Origin of the sequence: Micromonospora acroterricola (assembly GCF_003172955.1) — a bacterium.
Classification (GTDB): domain Bacteria; phylum Actinomycetota; class Actinomycetes; order Mycobacteriales; family Micromonosporaceae; genus Micromonospora; species Micromonospora acroterricola.
The window spans coordinates 22,300-39,010 of record NZ_QGKR01000156.1 but is presented as its reverse complement, the minus strand read 5'-3'; the positions used below and the strand labels follow the sequence as shown (position 1 = coordinate 39,010).

Annotated in this window: 17 protein-coding genes; 9 read left to right on the top strand and 8 right to left on the bottom strand. The window is 71.9% G+C overall.

What is annotated here, in order from left to right; all coding sequences use genetic code 11:
* Positions 1–34 precede the first annotated feature (34 nt).
* Positions 35–1,069 (bottom strand): non-homologous end joining protein Ku, encoded by a 1,035-nt coding sequence (ku, locus tag DKT68_RS08870; protein WP_109816934.1) that lies wholly within the window; start codon positions 1,067–1,069, stop codon positions 35–37.
* Between the two features lie 85 nt (positions 1,070–1,154).
* Between ku and ligD (DKT68_RS08865) the strand changes: the two genes are divergently transcribed.
* Both ligD (DKT68_RS08865) and ligD (DKT68_RS08860) read left to right on the top strand, forming a co-directional pair.
* Positions 1,155–2,096 carry a non-homologous end-joining DNA ligase gene (ligD, locus tag DKT68_RS08865; protein WP_109816933.1) on the top strand — a complete coding sequence of 314 codons (942 nt, stop codon included), beginning with the start codon at positions 1,155–1,157 and terminating at the stop codon, positions 2,094–2,096.
* Positions 2,086–2,997: a non-homologous end-joining DNA ligase gene (gene ligD, locus DKT68_RS08860; protein WP_109816932.1), complete on the top strand. Its 912-nt coding sequence runs from the start codon at positions 2,086–2,088 to the stop codon at positions 2,995–2,997. The genes ligD (DKT68_RS08865) and ligD (DKT68_RS08860) overlap by 11 nt, the downstream gene beginning before the upstream one ends.
* 35 nt (positions 2,998–3,032) lie before the next feature.
* Here the strand turns inward: ligD (DKT68_RS08860) and DKT68_RS08855 are convergent, their stop codons facing one another.
* Positions 3,033–4,067, bottom strand: a complete 1,035-nt coding sequence (locus DKT68_RS08855; protein ID WP_109816931.1) for a hypothetical protein — start codon at positions 4,065–4,067, stop codon at positions 3,033–3,035.
* Positions 4,068–4,208: 141 nt separating this feature from the next.
* On the opposite strand from DKT68_RS08855, the gene DKT68_RS08850 reads away from it, so the two are divergent.
* The 3 genes from DKT68_RS08850 (at position 4,209) to DKT68_RS08840 (ending at position 6,993) form a co-directional block, all read left to right on the top strand.
* Positions 4,209–4,961 carry a TIGR03089 family protein gene (locus tag DKT68_RS08850; protein ID WP_109816955.1) on the top strand — a complete coding sequence of 251 codons (753 nt, stop codon included), beginning with the start codon at positions 4,209–4,211 and terminating at the stop codon, positions 4,959–4,961.
* Positions 4,962–5,108: 147 nt separating this feature from the next.
* Positions 5,109–5,831, top strand: a complete 723-nt coding sequence (locus DKT68_RS08845; RefSeq protein WP_109816930.1) for a hypothetical protein — start codon at positions 5,109–5,111, stop codon at positions 5,829–5,831.
* Positions 5,832–6,033: 202 nt separating this feature from the next.
* Complete coding sequence (locus DKT68_RS08840; protein WP_109816929.1) at positions 6,034–6,993, top strand: zinc metalloprotease; 960 nt, start codon at positions 6,034–6,036, stop codon at positions 6,991–6,993.
* A 76-nt stretch (positions 6,994–7,069) separates the two neighbouring features.
* On the opposite strand, the gene DKT68_RS08835 is transcribed toward DKT68_RS08840, so the two are convergent.
* Positions 7,070–7,555, bottom strand: a complete 486-nt coding sequence (locus tag DKT68_RS08835; protein WP_109816928.1) for a carboxymuconolactone decarboxylase family protein — start codon at positions 7,553–7,555, stop codon at positions 7,070–7,072.
* Between the two features lie 166 nt (positions 7,556–7,721).
* Between DKT68_RS08835 and DKT68_RS08830 the strand changes: the two genes are divergently transcribed.
* A complete protein-coding gene (locus DKT68_RS08830) occupies positions 7,722–8,639 on the top strand; it encodes an RNA polymerase sigma-70 factor (RefSeq protein WP_109816927.1) in 918 nt (305 codons plus the stop codon).
* Between the two features lie 75 nt (positions 8,640–8,714).
* On the opposite strand, the gene DKT68_RS08825 is transcribed toward DKT68_RS08830, so the two are convergent.
* Together DKT68_RS08825 and DKT68_RS08820 are read right to left on the bottom strand one after the other, a co-directional pair.
* On the bottom strand, positions 8,715–8,984 hold the full coding sequence (locus tag DKT68_RS08825; RefSeq protein WP_109816926.1) for a hypothetical protein: 270 nt from the start codon (positions 8,982–8,984) through the stop codon (positions 8,715–8,717).
* Complete coding sequence (locus DKT68_RS08820) at positions 8,981–9,253, bottom strand: DivIVA domain-containing protein (RefSeq protein ID WP_407940710.1); 273 nt, start codon at positions 9,251–9,253, stop codon at positions 8,981–8,983. The genes DKT68_RS08825 and DKT68_RS08820 overlap by 4 nt, the downstream gene beginning before the upstream one ends.
* A 382-nt stretch (positions 9,254–9,635) precedes the next feature.
* On the opposite strand from DKT68_RS08820, the gene DKT68_RS08815 reads away from it, so the two are divergent.
* Complete coding sequence (locus DKT68_RS08815; RefSeq protein WP_201748964.1) at positions 9,636–9,863, top strand: winged helix-turn-helix domain-containing protein; 228 nt, start codon at positions 9,636–9,638, stop codon at positions 9,861–9,863.
* A 217-nt stretch (positions 9,864–10,080) separates the two neighbouring features.
* Here the strand turns inward: DKT68_RS08815 and DKT68_RS08810 are convergent, their stop codons facing one another.
* Together DKT68_RS08810 and DKT68_RS08805 are read right to left on the bottom strand one after the other, a co-directional pair.
* Positions 10,081–10,719, bottom strand: a complete 639-nt coding sequence (locus DKT68_RS08810) for a class I SAM-dependent methyltransferase family protein (protein ID WP_109816923.1) — start codon at positions 10,717–10,719, stop codon at positions 10,081–10,083.
* Between the two features lie 336 nt (positions 10,720–11,055).
* A complete protein-coding gene (locus DKT68_RS08805; protein ID WP_109816922.1) occupies positions 11,056–12,735 on the bottom strand; it encodes a DNA repair helicase XPB in 1,680 nt (559 codons plus the stop codon).
* A gap of 173 nt (positions 12,736–12,908) precedes the next feature.
* Between DKT68_RS08805 and DKT68_RS08800 the strand changes: the two genes are divergently transcribed.
* Both DKT68_RS08800 and DKT68_RS08795 read left to right on the top strand, forming a co-directional pair.
* On the top strand, positions 12,909–13,793 hold the full coding sequence (locus DKT68_RS08800) for a L,D-transpeptidase family protein (RefSeq protein ID WP_109816921.1): 885 nt from the start codon (positions 12,909–12,911) through the stop codon (positions 13,791–13,793).
* Between the two features lie 94 nt (positions 13,794–13,887).
* A complete protein-coding gene (locus DKT68_RS08795) occupies positions 13,888–14,124 on the top strand; it encodes a hypothetical protein (RefSeq protein WP_109816920.1) in 237 nt (78 codons plus the stop codon).
* Between the two features lie 36 nt (positions 14,125–14,160).
* Here DKT68_RS08795 and DKT68_RS08790 read toward each other — a convergent pair whose 3' ends face one another.
* Positions 14,161–16,647 (bottom strand): helicase-associated domain-containing protein, encoded by a 2,487-nt coding sequence (locus DKT68_RS08790; protein WP_109816919.1) that lies wholly within the window; start codon positions 16,645–16,647, stop codon positions 14,161–14,163.
* Positions 16,648–16,711: the final 64 nt, after the last annotated feature.

Sequence of the window (16,711 nt, the reverse complement as noted above, 5' to 3'; positions counted from 1 at the left end):
CGGTCCGGCAGACACCCCCGTCGCTGCCGTGCCGTCAGGCGCTCTTGCGGGGTGCCGTCTTCCGGGCGGCCGTCTTCTTCGCCGGCTCCGCCTTCTTCGCGGGGGTCTTCTTGGCGGCGGTCTTCTTCGCCGGCTCGGCCTTGGCCGCAGCGGTCTTCTTCTCGGCGGTCTTCTTCGCCGCAGTCTTCTTCGCGGGCGCCTTGGCCGCCTTCTTCTCGGCCGCCTTCTGCGCCGAGCGGGCCGACGAGATGGGCGTCGGCTCACCGCCGCCGCCGCGGGCCGGCTGCTCGCCGCGGGCCGCGCGGGCCCGGTCCACCGATGCCTTCAGCGCGGCCATCAGGTCCACCGCGGCGGCCGGCGCCGCCTCGACCTCCTCCGGCTGGACGACCTCCCGGCCCTCCACCTTGGCGTCGATGACCTCCTGCAACGCCGCACGGTAGTCGTCGGTGAAGACGTCCGGCTCGAACTCGCCGGTCATCGAGTCGATCAGGGAACTGGCCATCGCCAGCTCCGGCGGGCGCACCTTGAGGTCCTCGTCGAGGAAGCCGAAGTCCGGGTTACGGATCTCGTCCGGCCAGAGCATCGTGTTGAGCAGCAGCACGCCCTCGCGGACCCGCAGTGTGGCGAGCTGCTCCCGCTGGCGCAGCGCCACCTTGACGATGGCCACCCGCTCTGAGTCGATCAACGCGTCACGCAGCAGCACGTACGGCTTGGTCGCCGCGCCGTCCGGCTCCAGAAAATACGCCTTGTTGTAGAGGATCGGGTCGACCTGCTCGGCCGGAACGAACTCCAGCACGTCGATCGCGCGCGAGCTGGTCAGCGGCAGGTCGGCGAAGTCCTCGTCGGTGAGGATCACCATCTCGCCGCCGCCGATGTCGTAGCCCTTGGCGATGTCGTCGTAGGTGACCTCCTCGCCGCAGACCGAACAGGTGCGCTTGTAGCGGATCCGGCCACCGTCCTCGCGGTGCACCTGGTGGAACCGGATGTCCTTCTCCTCGGTCGCGGAGTAGAGCTTCACCCCGATCGAGACGAGCCCGAACGACACGGCTCCCTTCCAGATCGCCCGCATCCTGTGCTCCCTTCCCCGGTATCGACCATGCTCGCATCCCGAGGAACCGGGCGCGACATGTTCGGCCTGCTACTACAGTCGGGTCGTGCCCGGCGCGCCGCTCAAGCCGATGCTCGCGATGACCGGGCCGCTCCCGGCGGGTGACGGCTGGGCGTACGAGTTCAAGTGGGACGGGGTCCGCGCGCTGGCCGACATCTCCACCGGCGGCCAGCACCTGTACGCCCGCTCCGGCGTGGAGATCACCGCCGCGTACCCCGAACTGGCCACCCTGCCCGAGCAGGTCGACGACGCGCTGCTCGACGGCGAGGTGGTGCTGCTCGGCGAGAGCGGGCAGCCCTCGTTCACGGCGCTGGCGGAAAGGATGCACGTCCGGGACCGGAACAAGGCGGCCCGGCTGGCGGCGGTCATGCCGGTGACGTACATGATCTTCGACCTGCTCCGCCTCAACGGCGACGACCTGACCGGCTGGCCGTACGAGCGCCGCCGGGAGGCCCTGGACCAGCTCGCCCTCGGCGGCCCCCGATGGGCGGTGCCGCCGGTCTTCGCCGACGGCCCGGCCACCTACGAGGCGGCCGGCGAGCACGGCCTGGAGGGGGTGATGGCCAAGCGGTCGGGCTCCGTCTACCGCCCGGGGGTCCGCTCGCCGGACTGGGTGAAGGTCAAGCTGGAGGTGACCGGCGACTTCGTCATCGGCGGCTGGCGGCCGGGCGCGCGCCGGATCGGCGGGCTGCTGGTCGGGGTGCCGGGCCCGGACGGCCGGCTGATCTACCGGGGTCGGGTCGGCGGCGGGATCGGCGCGGCCATCGAACGGCAGCTCCTCGCCGAGCTGGAGCCGCTGCGCTCCGGCGTGTCACCGTTCGCGGCGGGCGTGCCACGCGAGGATGCCCGGGGTGCCATCTGGGTAACTCCCCGGGTGGTGGTGGAGGTGAAGTACGGCCAGCGCACCCCCGACGGCCGGCTGCGCTTCCCCCGGGTGCTGCGGCTGCGCCCGGACAAGCCACCGGAGGAGGTCGACGATGCCGGCTGACCGGTTCAGGGTGGACGTCGAGGGCCGGGCGCTGGAGTTGTCCAATGTGGACAAGGTGCTCTACCCCGCGGCCGGGTTCACCAAGGGTGAGGTCATCGACTACTACACCCGCGTCTCCCCGGTGCTGCTGCCGCACCTGCGGGACCGGGCGCTCACCCGGATCCGGTTTCCCAACGGCGTCGACGACAAGTCGTTCTTCGAGAAGAACAAGCCGGCTGCGACGCCGGACTGGGTGCGGGTGGAGACCCTGCCGGCGCCCGGGTCGACCAAGGGCCGGGAGACCATCGACTACGTGGTCGCCGACGACCTGCCGACGCTCGTCTGGCTGGCCAACCTGGCCGCGCTGGAGATGCACACGCCGCAGTGGAAGATCGGCGAGCACCCGGACATGATGGTCGTCGACCTGGACCCGGGGCCGCCGGCCGGGCTCGCCGAGTGCTGCCCGGTGGCGGTGCTGATGCGCGACCGGCTCGCCGACGACGGCATCGACAGCTATCCGAAGACCTCCGGCAAGAAGGGCATGCAGCTCTGCTGCCCGATCGCCGGCACCCAGACCGCCGACGACGTCTCCGCCTATGCCCGCCGGATCGCCCAGGAGTTGGAGAAGGCGCACCCGAAGATGATCGTGTCGAAGATGGCGAAGAACCTGCGACCGGGGAAGGTCTTCATCGACTGGAGCCAGAACAACGCGGCGAAGACCACGGTGGCGCCCTACTCGCTGCGGGCCCAGCGGACGCCGTCCGCCTCCACCCCGCTGACCTGGGACGAGGTCGAGGCCGGTGGCCGCGGGAGGCGGCCGGCCGTCCGCCAGTTCACCTCCGCGGAGGCGCTGGACCGGATCGAGGAGTACGGCGACCTGCTCGCCCCGCTGCTCGAAGGCGGCCCGGAACTGCCCCTATGAGGCGATGGTGTTCTCGTACCCCCGTGCGGGGAGCATCAGTTTGCGCGGACGTGGACAGCCGGCGAAGTCCGACGCAGCCGCCACCAGGCGCCACCGACCAGGGCCAGGGTGACCACGGTGACCGCGACGTCGCCGGCGAGGGCCGCCGACGGCGTCGCGGGGGAGTAGGGCGGCACCAGGTACGCGAACGCGGCGGCGGTGAGCAGGCTCGCCGAGCCGGCGACGAGCACGTGCCGCTGCCCCCAGCCGGCACGGGAGGACCAGTACGCGATCAGCCCTCCGGTGACGGCGGCGAGTGCCAGTGCGATGCCCACTCCCGGCCAGCCGGGTGTCAGGTCGGTGCCGAAGTGGACGAGGACGATCACCAGACCCACCCAGAGCGGGTGGGGTGCCCGGCCGACGCGTCGCGGGTGGAGGTGACGCCAGCGGGGCAGCAGGGCAGCCACGACGAGTGCGAGGACCACGGTCGCGGCGAAGATCAGTTGGAGAGGGATGGCCAGGAAGCCCTTCCGGCCACTGTCGGAGAAGACCAGCAGACTGCCGAGCAGGTAGACCACGCCGACCACGACGAGCCCGGGCCGGCCGAGCCACGGCCGCAGCCTGCGGCCCGGCCCGAGGAACGACTCGACGATCACGATCGGCGCGCAGATGGTCAGCACGATGTGGTTGCCCACGTAGTCGAAGGCCTGGCGGACGCTGAACCCGAGCCCCGGCACCAGCGTGGCCTCGGCGGCGGCGCGGGTGTCGGCGTACTCCGTGTCGTCGAGGTAGCCGGGGTTGAACAGCGACTGGTCGACGAGGCCGGCCTGCGCCACGCCGAACGCTGCGGCGAGCAGCACGATCGTCGGCCATCCCGCGCCCAGGCGGCGGGCGGTCTCCCGGATCAGGATCGCGGCGCCGCCGTACATCGGGCCGAGGAAGATCAGCACCGGGAGGAAGTCGTCGAGGGTGAAGCCGCCCCAGGAGCACTCGGCGGCCCAGGGCGCGAGCAGCAGTAACGCGACCACCGGCAGGAGCCGGCGGCGTCGCGGAAGACGGTCGACGGTGGCGGGGTGGGGCTCGGCCGGCATGGGTGCTCCTCGGCGGCGCGTCGGGGTCACCCGCAGCCTGCGCCGACCAACCGCACGGCCGCTACGGCCATCGGCCGACGACGGGCGCGACCAAAGTCGTTGAGTAGGGTGGTCGCGACGTCGTCACCGGGGAGCGTGGACATGCAGCCAACCGTCGCGGCCGACCTTGCGGCCCGTCCCGCCGCCGCCGAAAGCCCGTTGCTCAGCTACCGCGACGAGGCGACCGGCGAGCGCGTCGACCTGACCGCGCAGCAGGTCGGGTCCTGGGCGGCACGCAGCGCGAGCCTGCTGCGGAACGGCTGCGGTCTCGGCCCCGGCAGCCGCGTAGCGGTGCTGCTGCCGCCGCACTGGCGTACCGCCGCGGTGTTGTTGGGGGCCTGGGCCTCCGGCCTGGCGGTGTCGTTCCGGCCCCGTGCCACCGCGGGCCTGGCGGTGCTCGAACCGGGCGGCGACCGGCCGTTCGACGCGGTGTTCGTGACTCCCGAGCGGCAGGACGACTGGCTGGAGGACGTGCCGGACGCCCCGCACCGCTACCTTGTCGGCACCGGGCCGGGGCCGCTGGCCGACGTGCCGCTGGGTTGGCTCGACTGGTCCGCCGAGGTGCTTCGGCACCTGGACGTCACGCCCGACCACACCACCATCCACCCGTCGGACCCGGCCAGCGCGGACGGCACCACCTACGGTCAGTGGGGCGCGCTCGCCCAGGAGATCGCCACGATGCTGGACCTGCGCGCCGGTGACCGCCTGCTGGTCGATGCCGCCGAGCACGAGCAGCCGCTGAAGTGGTTGCTGGCCCCGCTCTCCGCTGGCGCGTCCGTGGTGATCAGCGCCAACCTCGACCCGGCGCGGCGGGACGCGGTGGTCGCCGCCGAGCAGGTCACCCGGGTTCTCTAGCCGCCTCCACTGCGACGGCCGGTGAGCCTGCTTCACCCTTCCGGTGGAGCCGACGCGCTTCGCCGTCGGTCAGAATCGCCTGCTCATACGCTTCGCCGAAGGCACGCGCGCTGTCGGAGCGCCGGCCTCCACACTGGCGGAGGAAACATGGCGTGGATCCGTACACGTCGGACACTGGGTTCGGCGGCAGCCGGCGGCCTGTTCGCCCTCGCGGTGATCGCACCGGGACCGGCCGCCGCCCCGGCGCTACCCCGCACGGCCCACGCCGACGACTCATCCAGCAGCGCGAGAGAGCCGCGTCCCCCGCAGCTCCCGGCGGATTTCTCCGGCACCGGCCGGTACATCGTCCGTGACCTCGGCATCGACGTGCCGTTCACCTGGCAGGGCAGGGACGGCAACAGCCAGATGATCGCCGGAGGCCCGGAGTACCCGATCTGGTTCACCAACCTCATCTACGAGAACACGCTCTACACGCTCACCTACAGATGGCCGAACATCCCACTGTTCCCGCCGCGCGCGTGCAGCAAGGTCCCCGGGTTCTTCAACCGCCAGATCTTCAACGACAAGCTGAAGACCGCACGCTTCGTGGGGCCGGAGATCCTGCAAGGGGAGAACGATCGGCACGTCGACCACTGGCGGGTCGGTGTCGTCGGGGGCTTCAGCGTGCCGGGCGAGGTGTTCCGGTTCCCGATCGCGCTGGGGGACATCTACGTCGACCAGCGGGATCCGAGCCAGTGGTGGCAGGTGTTGCAGTTCGGCCTGCAGAACCTCTTCGACCCGGAGCTGGACGAGTGGTTCACGATGACGACGTTCGACCACCGGCCAGGTCAGGTCACGCTCCCCGACCGGTGCCCACCGCCGACCTCGTGACCGCGCACCTGATCAGCGGATCGGCCGGGTGCCTGTCCAACAGCGCTTTTCCGGCCTCTGCCGTTACACCCGGATAAGCCCTGCCAGCAGGGCTTTTGTCGAGGTCAGAGACGTGGTCTCATACCGGGAAGACGGCGTCATCGGCCTGGTCCTGGCGACCCGCGTCGATACCGCACCGTCTCCTCCCCCGAAAGGTGCACCGATGCACAGGAGACCGATCTTCCGACTGGCAGTCCTCACCGCCACCGCTGCGACGCTCCTGTCGTCCGGTGGCGCCTACGCCGCCGTGGGCGCGGCACCCGCGACGGTGTCGCCGGGTGGCGCGACGTGTGAGTTGAGCGCCGGCGAGCACAGCGCGGCCCGGGTCGCCGAGGGCGCCACCGCGCAGGAGCCGGAGCTGTACTCCAAGAACGAGGCGAACGCCTACGGCGTGATCAAGGATGCGCCGCGCCTGGCCAACGGCAGCGTCACCATCCCGACGGTCTTCCACATGGTCTCCGACCACCCGCTCACCGCGGCCGAGACGGCCAGGTGGAAGACCCTCATCGCGGCGCAGATGACGGTGCTGAACGACTCGTTCGCGGGCCGCACGGCGGCGAACGCCTCCAACACGCCGTTCCGGTTTTCGCTCGTCGACACCACGTGGACGGTGAACAGCGCCTGGTACACGGTCGAGCCGGGCAAGAACGAGCGGGACATGAAGCAGGCGCTGTACACCGGCGACTCCCGCACCCTCAACGTGTACGCGGCCAACATCGGCGGCGGGCTCCTCGGCTGGGCGTACTTCCCGAAGGGTTACAACAACGGCCGCGACCACATCGACGGTGTGGTGATGCTGGACGAGTCGATGCCGGGCGGCACGGCCGGCAAGTACGCCCTCGGTGACACGCTGACGCACGAGGTCGGGCACTGGCTGATGCTGGAGCACACCTTCGCGCACGGCTGCTCCGCGGCCGGCGACTTCGTCGCCGACACTCCGCGCGAGGCGGCGCCGCAGTTCGACTGCCCGGTGGGCGCGGACACCTGCACCGCACCCGGGCTGGACCCGATCCACAACTTCATGGACTACACGCAGGACTCCTGCATGGACATGTTCACCGCAGGTCAGGCGGACCGGATGAGCGACGCCTGGGTGGCGTTCCGGGCCGGCGGCGCCGGGTAACCAGGCATTGCCGGGTGGACGGGCCGCGCTTAGCGGCCCGTCCACCCCTGGATCGGGGGCCGGGCGTCGTTCCGGTTCAGTCGAGCGCGGCGGCGAACATGCCCGGCTGGTACGAGCCGCCCCGCTGGTGCACGATCACGGCGAGCCGGTTGGCCGCGTTGATCAGGGCGACCAGGGCGACCAGTGCGGCGATCTGGTCGTCGTCGTAGTGCTTGCGCACCTGAGCCCACGTCTCGTCGGACACGCCCTGGTGGGCGTCGGCGAGCCGGGTGCCCTCCTCGGCGAGCGCCAGCGCGGCCTGCTCGGCCTCGGTGAAGACGGTCGACTCACGCCAGGCGGCCACCAGGTTGAGCCGGACCGCGCTCTCACCGGCCGCCACGGCCTCCTTGGTGTGCATGTCGATGCACCAGCCGCAGCCGTTGATCTGGCTGGCCCGCAGCGACACCAGCTCCTGCGTTGACGTCGGCAGCGACGACCGCTGGATCACCTGGCCGGCGTTCGCGAACCGCTTGGCGAACTTCATGGCAGTCTCGTTCTCGAACATGTTGAATCGGGCGTCCATGGTTCCGTCCTCCACTCGTTTTGTTCGATCGGACGACCATGAGATGCCGGCCTGCCCCGGTCTGTGACGGCGCGGCCGGGTGACGACCGCCACAGGCCGCAGGTGTCACTGAACCGCCGGGTCCGGCATCTGATGGGTGACGCAGCCGAGCGAACAGGAGCCACGCATGGTGGGCACGCCGCAGACCGTCGCCGCCGACGACCGCCCGGACCGGGCCACCGAGGCGTTCCTCGCCCACCGCAACCTGCTCTTCACCGTCGCGTACGAAATGCTCGGCTCAGCCGCCGACGCGGAGGACGTACTCCAGGAAACCTGGCTGCGGTGGGCGGGCGTCGACCTGGGCGCGGTCCACGACCAGCGCGCCTACCTGGTCCGCATCACCACCCGGCAGTCCCTCACCCGGCTGCGGACGCTCGGCCGCCGCAAGGAGTCCTACGTCGGCTCCTGGCTGCCCGAGCCGCTGCTCACCGCCCCCGACGTGGCCGAGGACATCGCACTCGCCGACAGCGTCTCGATGGCCATGCTGCTGGTGCTGGAAACCCTCGCGCCCACCGAACGCGCGGTGTTCGTGCTGCGCGAGGTGTTCGCCCTCGGGTACGACGAGATCGCCGAAGCCGTCGACAAGAGCCCCGCCGCCGTCCGCCAGATCACCCACCGCGCCCGCGCACACGTCGCCGCGCGCCGGCCCCGCCAGGTCGTGTCCGCGGCCGAGACCCGGAGCGCGCTCGACGCGTTCCAGCGGGCCGTCGAGACCGGCGACCTCCAGAGCCTGCTCGACATCCTCGCGCCGGACGTCGTCCTCCTCGGCGACGGCGGCGGCGTGAAGCAGGCCGTCCCGCGGCCCATCCTCGGCGCCGACAAGGTGGCCCGCCTGCTGGCCGGCGGGTGGGGCAAGGTCGCGGGCCACTCGTCGTGGCGGCCGGCGCAGGTCAACGGCTACCCAGCGCTGATCGTCCACCTCGACGGCGAGTTGGACACCGTCGTGGCCGTCCGTATCGACGACGGGCTGATCACCGGGCTCTACGCCGTGCGCAACCCGGAGAAGCTGTCCCACATGCAGCAGGAGAACATCCTGAGCCGCTGAGCCTCGTTATTCAGCCGCTCTGCGGGGGTGGCTGTCCCCACCTGCGGCCACTATGGAGCTGATGACGTGAACGACTCAGCGCCGCCGGGGCCACGGCGGGCGTGGCGCGCACGCCGAGGTGTGGTCGGCCGGCAGGGCACACCGCCCGCGCCCGTGCGGCAGTGGCCGGTCGCAGAAGACCCAATGTCGTACGCCCTGCTGGTCCTCGGCCGAGACGGTCACCCCGCCCGGCTCGACGTGTGCGCTGAGCCGGGCCAGCACCCGGGCGGCGGTCCGGGCGAGGATCCGGGCCCGGAGCAGGTCGGGCGCGGTGACCGGTAGGTGGATCACCCAACGCTCGGTCATCGGTAGCGGTGGTTCGCCGACTGGGCGCTCTGCCAGGCCCGCAGCGCGTTCTTGATCCGTACGTTCTCCTCCTGCACGGCGACCAGGGCGGTCTGCGCGACGGCGAGTTCGTCGGCCACCCGGTGCAGGAAGGTGCGGATCTCGACGGGGTCGAGGCCCCGCCGGCGGACGTTGAAGCACCGCTCGCGGATCTGCCACGGGCGGAGGTTGCGAGGTACATCCCTCGGTGGCTGTGTTTCCTCGTGCCGGCTCGCCAGCCGGCGGAACAGCTTGCGCACGCGGTGACCGCCCTTCGTCGGGTCGCGCCTTCGTCGGGGTGGAGGGGGCGGCCTCCGCCGGTTGCGGGCGGCGGAGACCACCCCCGCCCTGCCACCGCAGCCTCGATCGGCGGTACGGCGGCAGGGCCGCGCCGGGGGAGCGCGGAGGGTGGGGTCTCGGCGGCGATGCGAGACCGGTACGAGAGGCGCCAACCGACCGCAGCAGCACCGCATCACCGAGAGCGACGCTACCGATACCTCTCACCTCTGTCAACGCTCTCTTACCTGTCGAATCTAGCTGCCGCTCGCACCTGCTGCTCCTGAGTCAGTTATTGCCGCTCTTTCACCTGTTGCTCAATACTGGGAGAGCCAACCGACTGCAAGGGGCCTCTACGTGCCGATTCCGCCGACGATGGACGAGTTGATCAAGGATCTGCTGACGCGGATCGAGGTCGGCGAGTTCCAGCCCGGGTCAAAGATCCCCTCCACCCAGCAGCTTTCTGACCACTACGACGTGTCGGTCTCGACGATCCATCGGGCGGTGGCGACGTTGCGGCAGCAGGGTGTGCTCGTCGGCCGCCCGGGTCGCGGCGTCTTCGTCGCGGAGTCCACCCGGCGCTGACTTGGGCTCGCCGACGCACTGTTCAAACTCTCTGCACAAGAATCAAGGCGGCCCGCAACGGGCCGCACGCGCCCCCGCCTGGGGCGCGCGTCCGTCGCTCCGCTGTCGCTCCACGCCGGCCACGCAGAACGCCCCGGCGGCTGGCGCGGAAGCGAGATGCCCAAGGGGTCGCCGCAGAGGTAGTTGTTGGCAGATATCGGGCAGCGACCAGCTGGCGTCAGTCCAGGAACGCGAAGATGGTTCCCGCAGGGTCCAGGGGCTGGGGAGGATTTTCGAACCGGTGAACGCCGACAGAGAATCGCACGTCGTCCGGAGCGTGGAATGCCTGCTCTACGAAGCCGGCATCCCGAAGCCACTCCCGTACTGCTGGCGTCAGGTCCGAGTCTCGCCGTGCCCTGGTCCAGATCACGGTAGCGCCCTCGGCACACAGCCGAGGCAGGGCGGCAACGGTTCGCTCTACGTCGGCGTCCGAGATGTTGCCGAAGACCCCAACCATGAGCACCAGGTCGGCTGGAACCGCCCCCGCATACGAAGAGTGTTGGCCCGCGTCCGCCTGTCTGATCAGGATATTGGAGAGCCCAGCCTGATCGGCGGCGGCCTGAGCGGCAGCCACATTGCCCGCGTCGTACTCAAGCAGGGTCCCGTGTACACGCTGAGCATCAGTCCTTGAGGCGAGGACGCCGATGAGGTCATGACCCTGCCCCGCGCATGCGCTCACCACAGTCAGCCGCTCGTCGCAACGCTGGTCAAGCCACGAGGCAATGTGCTGCTGGACCAGCCGCAGCCGACGCGACAGCGGAGAGTTTTCATCGGCGTAGGGCTCATGCCACGCCTGCCAGTGAGTCTGGGCGGTCATCTGGGCTACCTTGCCAGGGCGAAGCTCACACCTATGCCCGCCCGGGACCCGGTCCAGGCCGTCACCGGGCCGCCTGGACCTTCAAGATCCGGAGCGCGCGGAGCTTGCGGCCCGAGCCGGCCGGACTCTTCAGCGCTAAGGGAGGCGTCGGACGGCGGGCAGCAAGAAGGCAGCGCGAACTTCGACGCGGGCCGGGCCCGACGTAAATCGACGAGGCCCGCCACCTGTTCGTCGACGCGGGCCGCCACTATCTGGCAAGAACCGACAGCTTGAATCCGCGTCCTCCCGACGGGGGCGGGCCCAGCCCGAAGTGCTTGCGGGAAGGTTGCTACAGGGTCAGTCGACGGTCGGCAGTTTCGGGCCGAGGACGTCGTCGGCGTCCACGATGGTGTACGCGTACCCCTGCTCGGCCAGGAAGCGTTGCCGGTGCGCGGCGTACTCGGTGTCGATGGTGTCCCGCGAGACGACCGTGTAGAAGTGCGCCTGCCGACCGTCGGCCTTCGGCCGCAGCACCCGGCCGAGCCGCTGCGCCTCCTCCTGCCGCGATCCGAACGTCCCCGACACCTGGATCGCCACCGCCGCCTCGGGCAGGTCGATGGAGAAGTTGCCGACCTTCGAGATGACCAGGGTGCGGATCTCCCCGGACCGGAACGCGTCGAAGAGCCGTTCTCGCTCCTTGTTGGTGGTCGAGCCCTGGATGATCGGCGCGTCCAGGTATTCGCCCAGCTGGTGCAGCTGGTCGATGTAGGCGCCGATCACCAGCACCTGGTCGTCGGGGTGCCGGTCGACCAGCGCCTTCACCACCGGCAGCTTGGTGCGCGCGGTCGCCGCCATCCGGTAACGCTCCTCGGCCTCCGCGGTCGCGTACGACATGCGCTCCGCGTCGGTCAGCGTCACCCGGACCTCGGTGCACTCGGCCGGGGCGATCCAGCCCTGCGACTCGATGTCCTTCCACGGCGCGTCGTACCGCTTCGGGCCGATCAGGCTGAACACGTCGCCCTCCCGGCCGTCCTCGCGTACCAGAGTCGCCGTGAGGCCGAGCCGGCGGCGGGCCTGGAGGTCCGCGGTGAACCGGAAGATCGGCGCGGGCAGCAGGTGCACCTCGTCGTAGACGACCAGGCCCCAGTCGCGGGCCCCGAACAGGTCGAGGTGGGTGAACGCGCCGCCGCGCCGCGAGGTGAGCACCTGGTACGTGGCGATGGTGACCGGACGGATCTCCTTGCGCTCGCCGGAGTACTCGCCGATCTCCTCCTCGGTCAGCGAGGTGCGCGCGATCAGCTCCCGCTTCCACTGGCGGCCGGCGACGGTGTTGGTGACGAGGATCAGCGTGGTGGCCTTCGCCTCGGCCATCGCCGCCGCGCCGACCAGGGTCTTGCCGGCGCCGCAGGGCAGCACCACCACGCCCGAGCCGCCGGCCCAGAACGCCTCCACGGCCTCCCGCTGGTACGACCGCAGCGTCCACGGCTTGCGCCCGTCCTTGCCGGCCTCGGCCAGCTCGATCGGGTGCGCCTCACCGTCGACGTAGCCGGCCAGGTCCTCCGCCGGCCAGCCCAGCTTCAGCAGCGCCTGCTTGAGCCGCCCGCGCTCGGACGGGTGCACCTGGATGGTGTCGTCGTCGATCTTGTTGCCGAGCATGCCGGCGAGCTTCTTGCTCTTGGCCACCTCGATCAGCACCAGCCGGTCCAGCGCCCGCAGCACCAGGCCGTTCGCCGGGTCGTTGGCGAGCTGGAGCCGGCCGTAGCGGTCCATCGTCTCGGCCACGTCCACCAGCAGCGCGTGCGGCACCGGGTAGCGCGAGTATTTGAGCAGGGAGTCCACCACGCCCTCGGCGTCGTGTCCCGCGGCCCGGGCGTTCCACAACCCGAGCGGGGTCAGCCGGTAGGTGTGCACGTGCTCGGGAGAGCGCTCCAACTCGGCGAAGGGCGCGATGGCCATCCGGCAGGCCTGCGCGTCCGGGTGGTCGATCTCCAGCAGCAGGGTCTTGTCCGACTGCACGATCAGTGGTCCACCGCTCACGCCAGGGTCCTCTCGTCAGGTTGGCCGTCGGCTCAGTGGCGCCTGCTTACCCACCGCTGGCCGACCATCCAGTGTTGCACGGCGCGGGATGTCGGAAGAAAGATGCTCACCGGGCGCAACCGAGACGGCACTCACGAACGTCTAGCAAAGGGACGACTGCCCAGGGAGGGCTCATGAAACGTGTCCGGATCACTTCCCGGCTTGTCGCCCTGATGGTGGTCACGCTGGTCGGCGCCGGTGCGTGCGCGCTCGATCCGCAGGCCGGCGGGGGTGGCGGCGGGGGAGCCGCCCCGGCAGGTGCGGCGGAACAGCCAACGGGGGCGAGCGGCACGTCCGGGCCGGACCAGCGCGGCCGACCCACGACGACCGCGCCGACGCCGAAGGCGACCAGCGCCACGCCGAAGCCCAGACCGAAGCCGACCCGCACCACGCCGGCGCCGACCACCAGCACCGCCGCCCCGGCCGCGGGGTGCCCGCAGGGCGAGCACCAGCGCGGGGTGGAGACCTACCTCGCGCGGTTGGGTGGGTTCGGGCCGGTGACCGTGGACGGCCGTCAGTCCGCCGCCGACTGCGCCGCGATCAAGAAGTTCCAGCGGCGGTACGGCATCAGCCCCGTCGAGGGTCGCGCCGGGCCGACCACGCACGACGTGGCCCAGCGCCTCGCCACCACCGATCCGAAACGTTGTAAGGCCGGCACGGGCACCACCTTCTGCGTGGACCTGACCCGGCAGACCGTCTGGGCGGTCCGGGACGGCAAGGTGATCATGGCGCCGACGGTGACCAGGACGGGAATGTCCGGCTACCGCACCCCCGCCGGCACGTACAGGGTCAACTACCGCAACCCGAAGGAGTGGTCCAACCCGTACGAGGTGTGGCTGCCGTACTGGCAGCACTTCACCCAGGGAATGGGCTTCCACGAGACCACCACGTACCTGCACAACAAGTCGATCGGCTCGCACGGCTGCGTCAACCTGCTGCACGCCGACGCCGTCCGTATGTGGGAGCTGGGGAAGGTAGGCACCCGGGTGGTGCTGATCGGCCGCCGCCCCGGCACCTGAGCGACCCGGCCGGCTCGGGGTTTTATCCCCTGTCACACCCGTCCCCGGAGTGACACCCTGGGAGTCCAGGCCGGACCGGGCGGGGAGGCTGGGTATGACGGTCGACCGTGACGTCTTCGAAGCGCACGACCAGGCTCCACCCGACGAGGTGTCCCGCGCGACCGTGGTCGCGTACGCCGTCGCGGCGGCGCTCCTCGTCGGGTGGTTCCTCTTCGGCTGGCTGGTGCTGCGGCAGGGCTTCGTCAACTCGATCGGGGAGTCCGCCGGCGCCGGCTTCGCGCTGCTGCTGATCATCTCGGTCGTCGGCACGGTACGACGCAGCCGACGCTGACCGGCGCGCACGGCGACCGGTGTCGGCCGTGCCGCCTCAGTCCGCCAGCACCGCCGCGGTGATGCGGTGCAGCGCGAACGTGTGCAGCATCTCGGTCCGCTCGTCCTCGGCGCGCAGGTAGCCGGCGCCGATCGAGACCGGCTTGACCAGCCGGGACGCCGTCGCCCCGTGGGCGTCGACGTACCCCACCCAGACCAGCGCCCGGTCGCGGACCGCCTGCTGGAGCACGGCCAGCGCCTCGCTGTGGGTGTGCGCCGGCACCGGACCGCCGCCCAGCCCCGCCGCCCCTCCGCGCACCACGGCCGGCGCCCGTCGGGCCGCCCGCGCCGCCGTGTCACCCCGCCGCATGTGCTCCACGACGCCGAGCAGCCGCGGCATGGGCAGCTTCGGGGCGGCGAGCGGGTCCACCGTCCGGGTGGTCACCGGAACCCGTGCCGGGGCCCGCCGGACCCGCGGCCGGGCCAGCACGGTGCCACCGCTGCCGTCCTCCTGCGCCGGGGCGTACCCGGCGTCGCGGAGCGCGCCCAGCAGCCGGCCGACCTGGTACGGGGTGATCAGCACCGTCGGCGCGAGCCGACGCAGTGTCAGCGACTCCAGGCGCCGGTCGGCCAGCACCTCGCTCAGCAGCGTCTCGTCGTCGCTGCGCAGGTACGCCCCGGCCAGACCGACCCGCAGCCCGCCGTGCTTGCGGGCCACGTCGTCCACCAGGTAGCTGAGCCCCTGCGGCACCGGCGTACGGGACCTCCGCCGGAACACGTCGTGCAGGTCGTCGGCCGAGTAACCGGCGTCCAGCGCCCGCCGCACGCTCGCCGTGGTGACCCGGTGCACGCTGGCCCCGCCGGCCGACTCGAGTTCGGTCATCGCCTCCAGTTCGACGGCGAGCGCCGGCTCGGGCGGCCCGGGCACCACGACCGTCAGGTCGGCCTGCACCAGGAAGTGGTCGACCGGCGCGGGCAGCAGCGCGTCCAGCGCCCGTGCGGCGCCCGACGGGTCGCCGCTCTCGGCGTCCGCGTGCAGCCCCAGCGGGTCCTCGCCGCCCGGCTCGTCGGCCGACAGCAGGTCGGCGAGCAGCAGCCGGCCGTACGAGGTGAGCGCCCCCAGGCCGGTGACGCCGAGCTGCGCCGCCTCGGCCAGCACCTCCCGGTGGGCGGCTTCCCGGCCCCGGCTGCGTCGCGGCGCCCGCCAGTCCAGCAGGTCCTGCACCTCCTCCGGTGTGGGCGAGGTCGCCGGCTCCAGGTCGGCGAGCACGCTGAGCACCGCACGCCGCGTGGCCGGCGCACCGGCCCGCTCGGCCTCGGCGGAGAGCGCGGTGATCGGCCGGTCCCGGTCGTCGCGCCGCCCCACCAGACCGACCTGACGGGTCATGGTCAGCCACGCGCGAGCCAGCTGCTCCCACCGCTGCGCCAGCGAGGCGGCGCGCCACACCTCGTACCCTCCGGTCGGCATCACCTGCTGGTCCGCGCCGTACCGGGTGGTGGTCGCGCCGGGCAGCTCCAGCTCACCGGCGAGGCCCGCCGCGTACGCCACCTCCAGCAGCAGCGCGGTGGTCGACTCGTCCAGACCCGCGGTACGGGCCAGCCGGCGCAGGTCCCGGACACCGATGCCGCCGGAGCGCAGCACCGGCGCCGGTTCGGCGGCGAGCTGTTCCAGCAGGCCCTCGGTGTTCCGGACCACCTCCATGGTCTGCCCGGCCCCGGCCGAGTCGACCGCCTTCGCCTCGCGGGGCGCGGCAGCGACCGGTGGCGGGCTGGTGCGCAGCGGCCCGAGCGGGCCACTGTCGCGGCGCAGCAGCAGGCCCACCTCGCGGGGCAGCTCGACGGTGCCGGTGGTCGTCGACGAGCCTGCCGAGACGGGGACCAGCAGCCGGTTGTCGACCAGCCAGCGGACCGGGGAACCGGTCGGTGCGCCGCCGTTGGTCGGGTCCGAGAGCAGGGCGTCCTCCGCGCCGATCGGCGGCGCCTGCAACGCGCCCGGGGGCACGCTGCCCACCGGAGGGCCGGCCGCCAGCCGGTCCAGGATCGCCCGCGCCGAGGGGGGTGCGGCGAGCAGCGTCCGGCGCAGCTTCGCCGGGTCCGCGCAGAGCGCGGCCGTGCGCGGGTCCAGGTCCGCGGCTGGCCGGCCGAGCCCGGCGGGGTACGGGGAGACCTCGTCGACGGCGGGCGTCACCTGGAGCGCGTGCTCCGGGCCGTACAGCAGGAAGAGCGCGCGCAGCCGGCCGACGGCGGCCCGGACGGCCGTCGGCGCCGGCGGGTGGGGCCCCGTGGTCGCCATGGCGAGCACGGCCTCGGTGGCCGTGGTGCCCTCGGCCGGGTCGCGGGTCAGCCGGGCGGCGTCGAGGATCTGGAGGGTGAACTGGTCCAGCCCGTCCAGCGCGCGGGCCACCGAGACCCGGGACTGGGCCCGGATGGCCAGGGCGGAGATGTCGGCCGGCACGGGCACGACGAGGTCCGGCCGCAGCTGGAGGAGCGCGGCCAGCGACTCGTCGGGCAGCGACCGCAGGTGGTCGGCGAGTGAGGTGGTCATCGTCTTTCCACGCTAGCCCGGCACCGGGCCGTCGCGCCCCTCGGACGTCCGCCCGGCCAGGAGA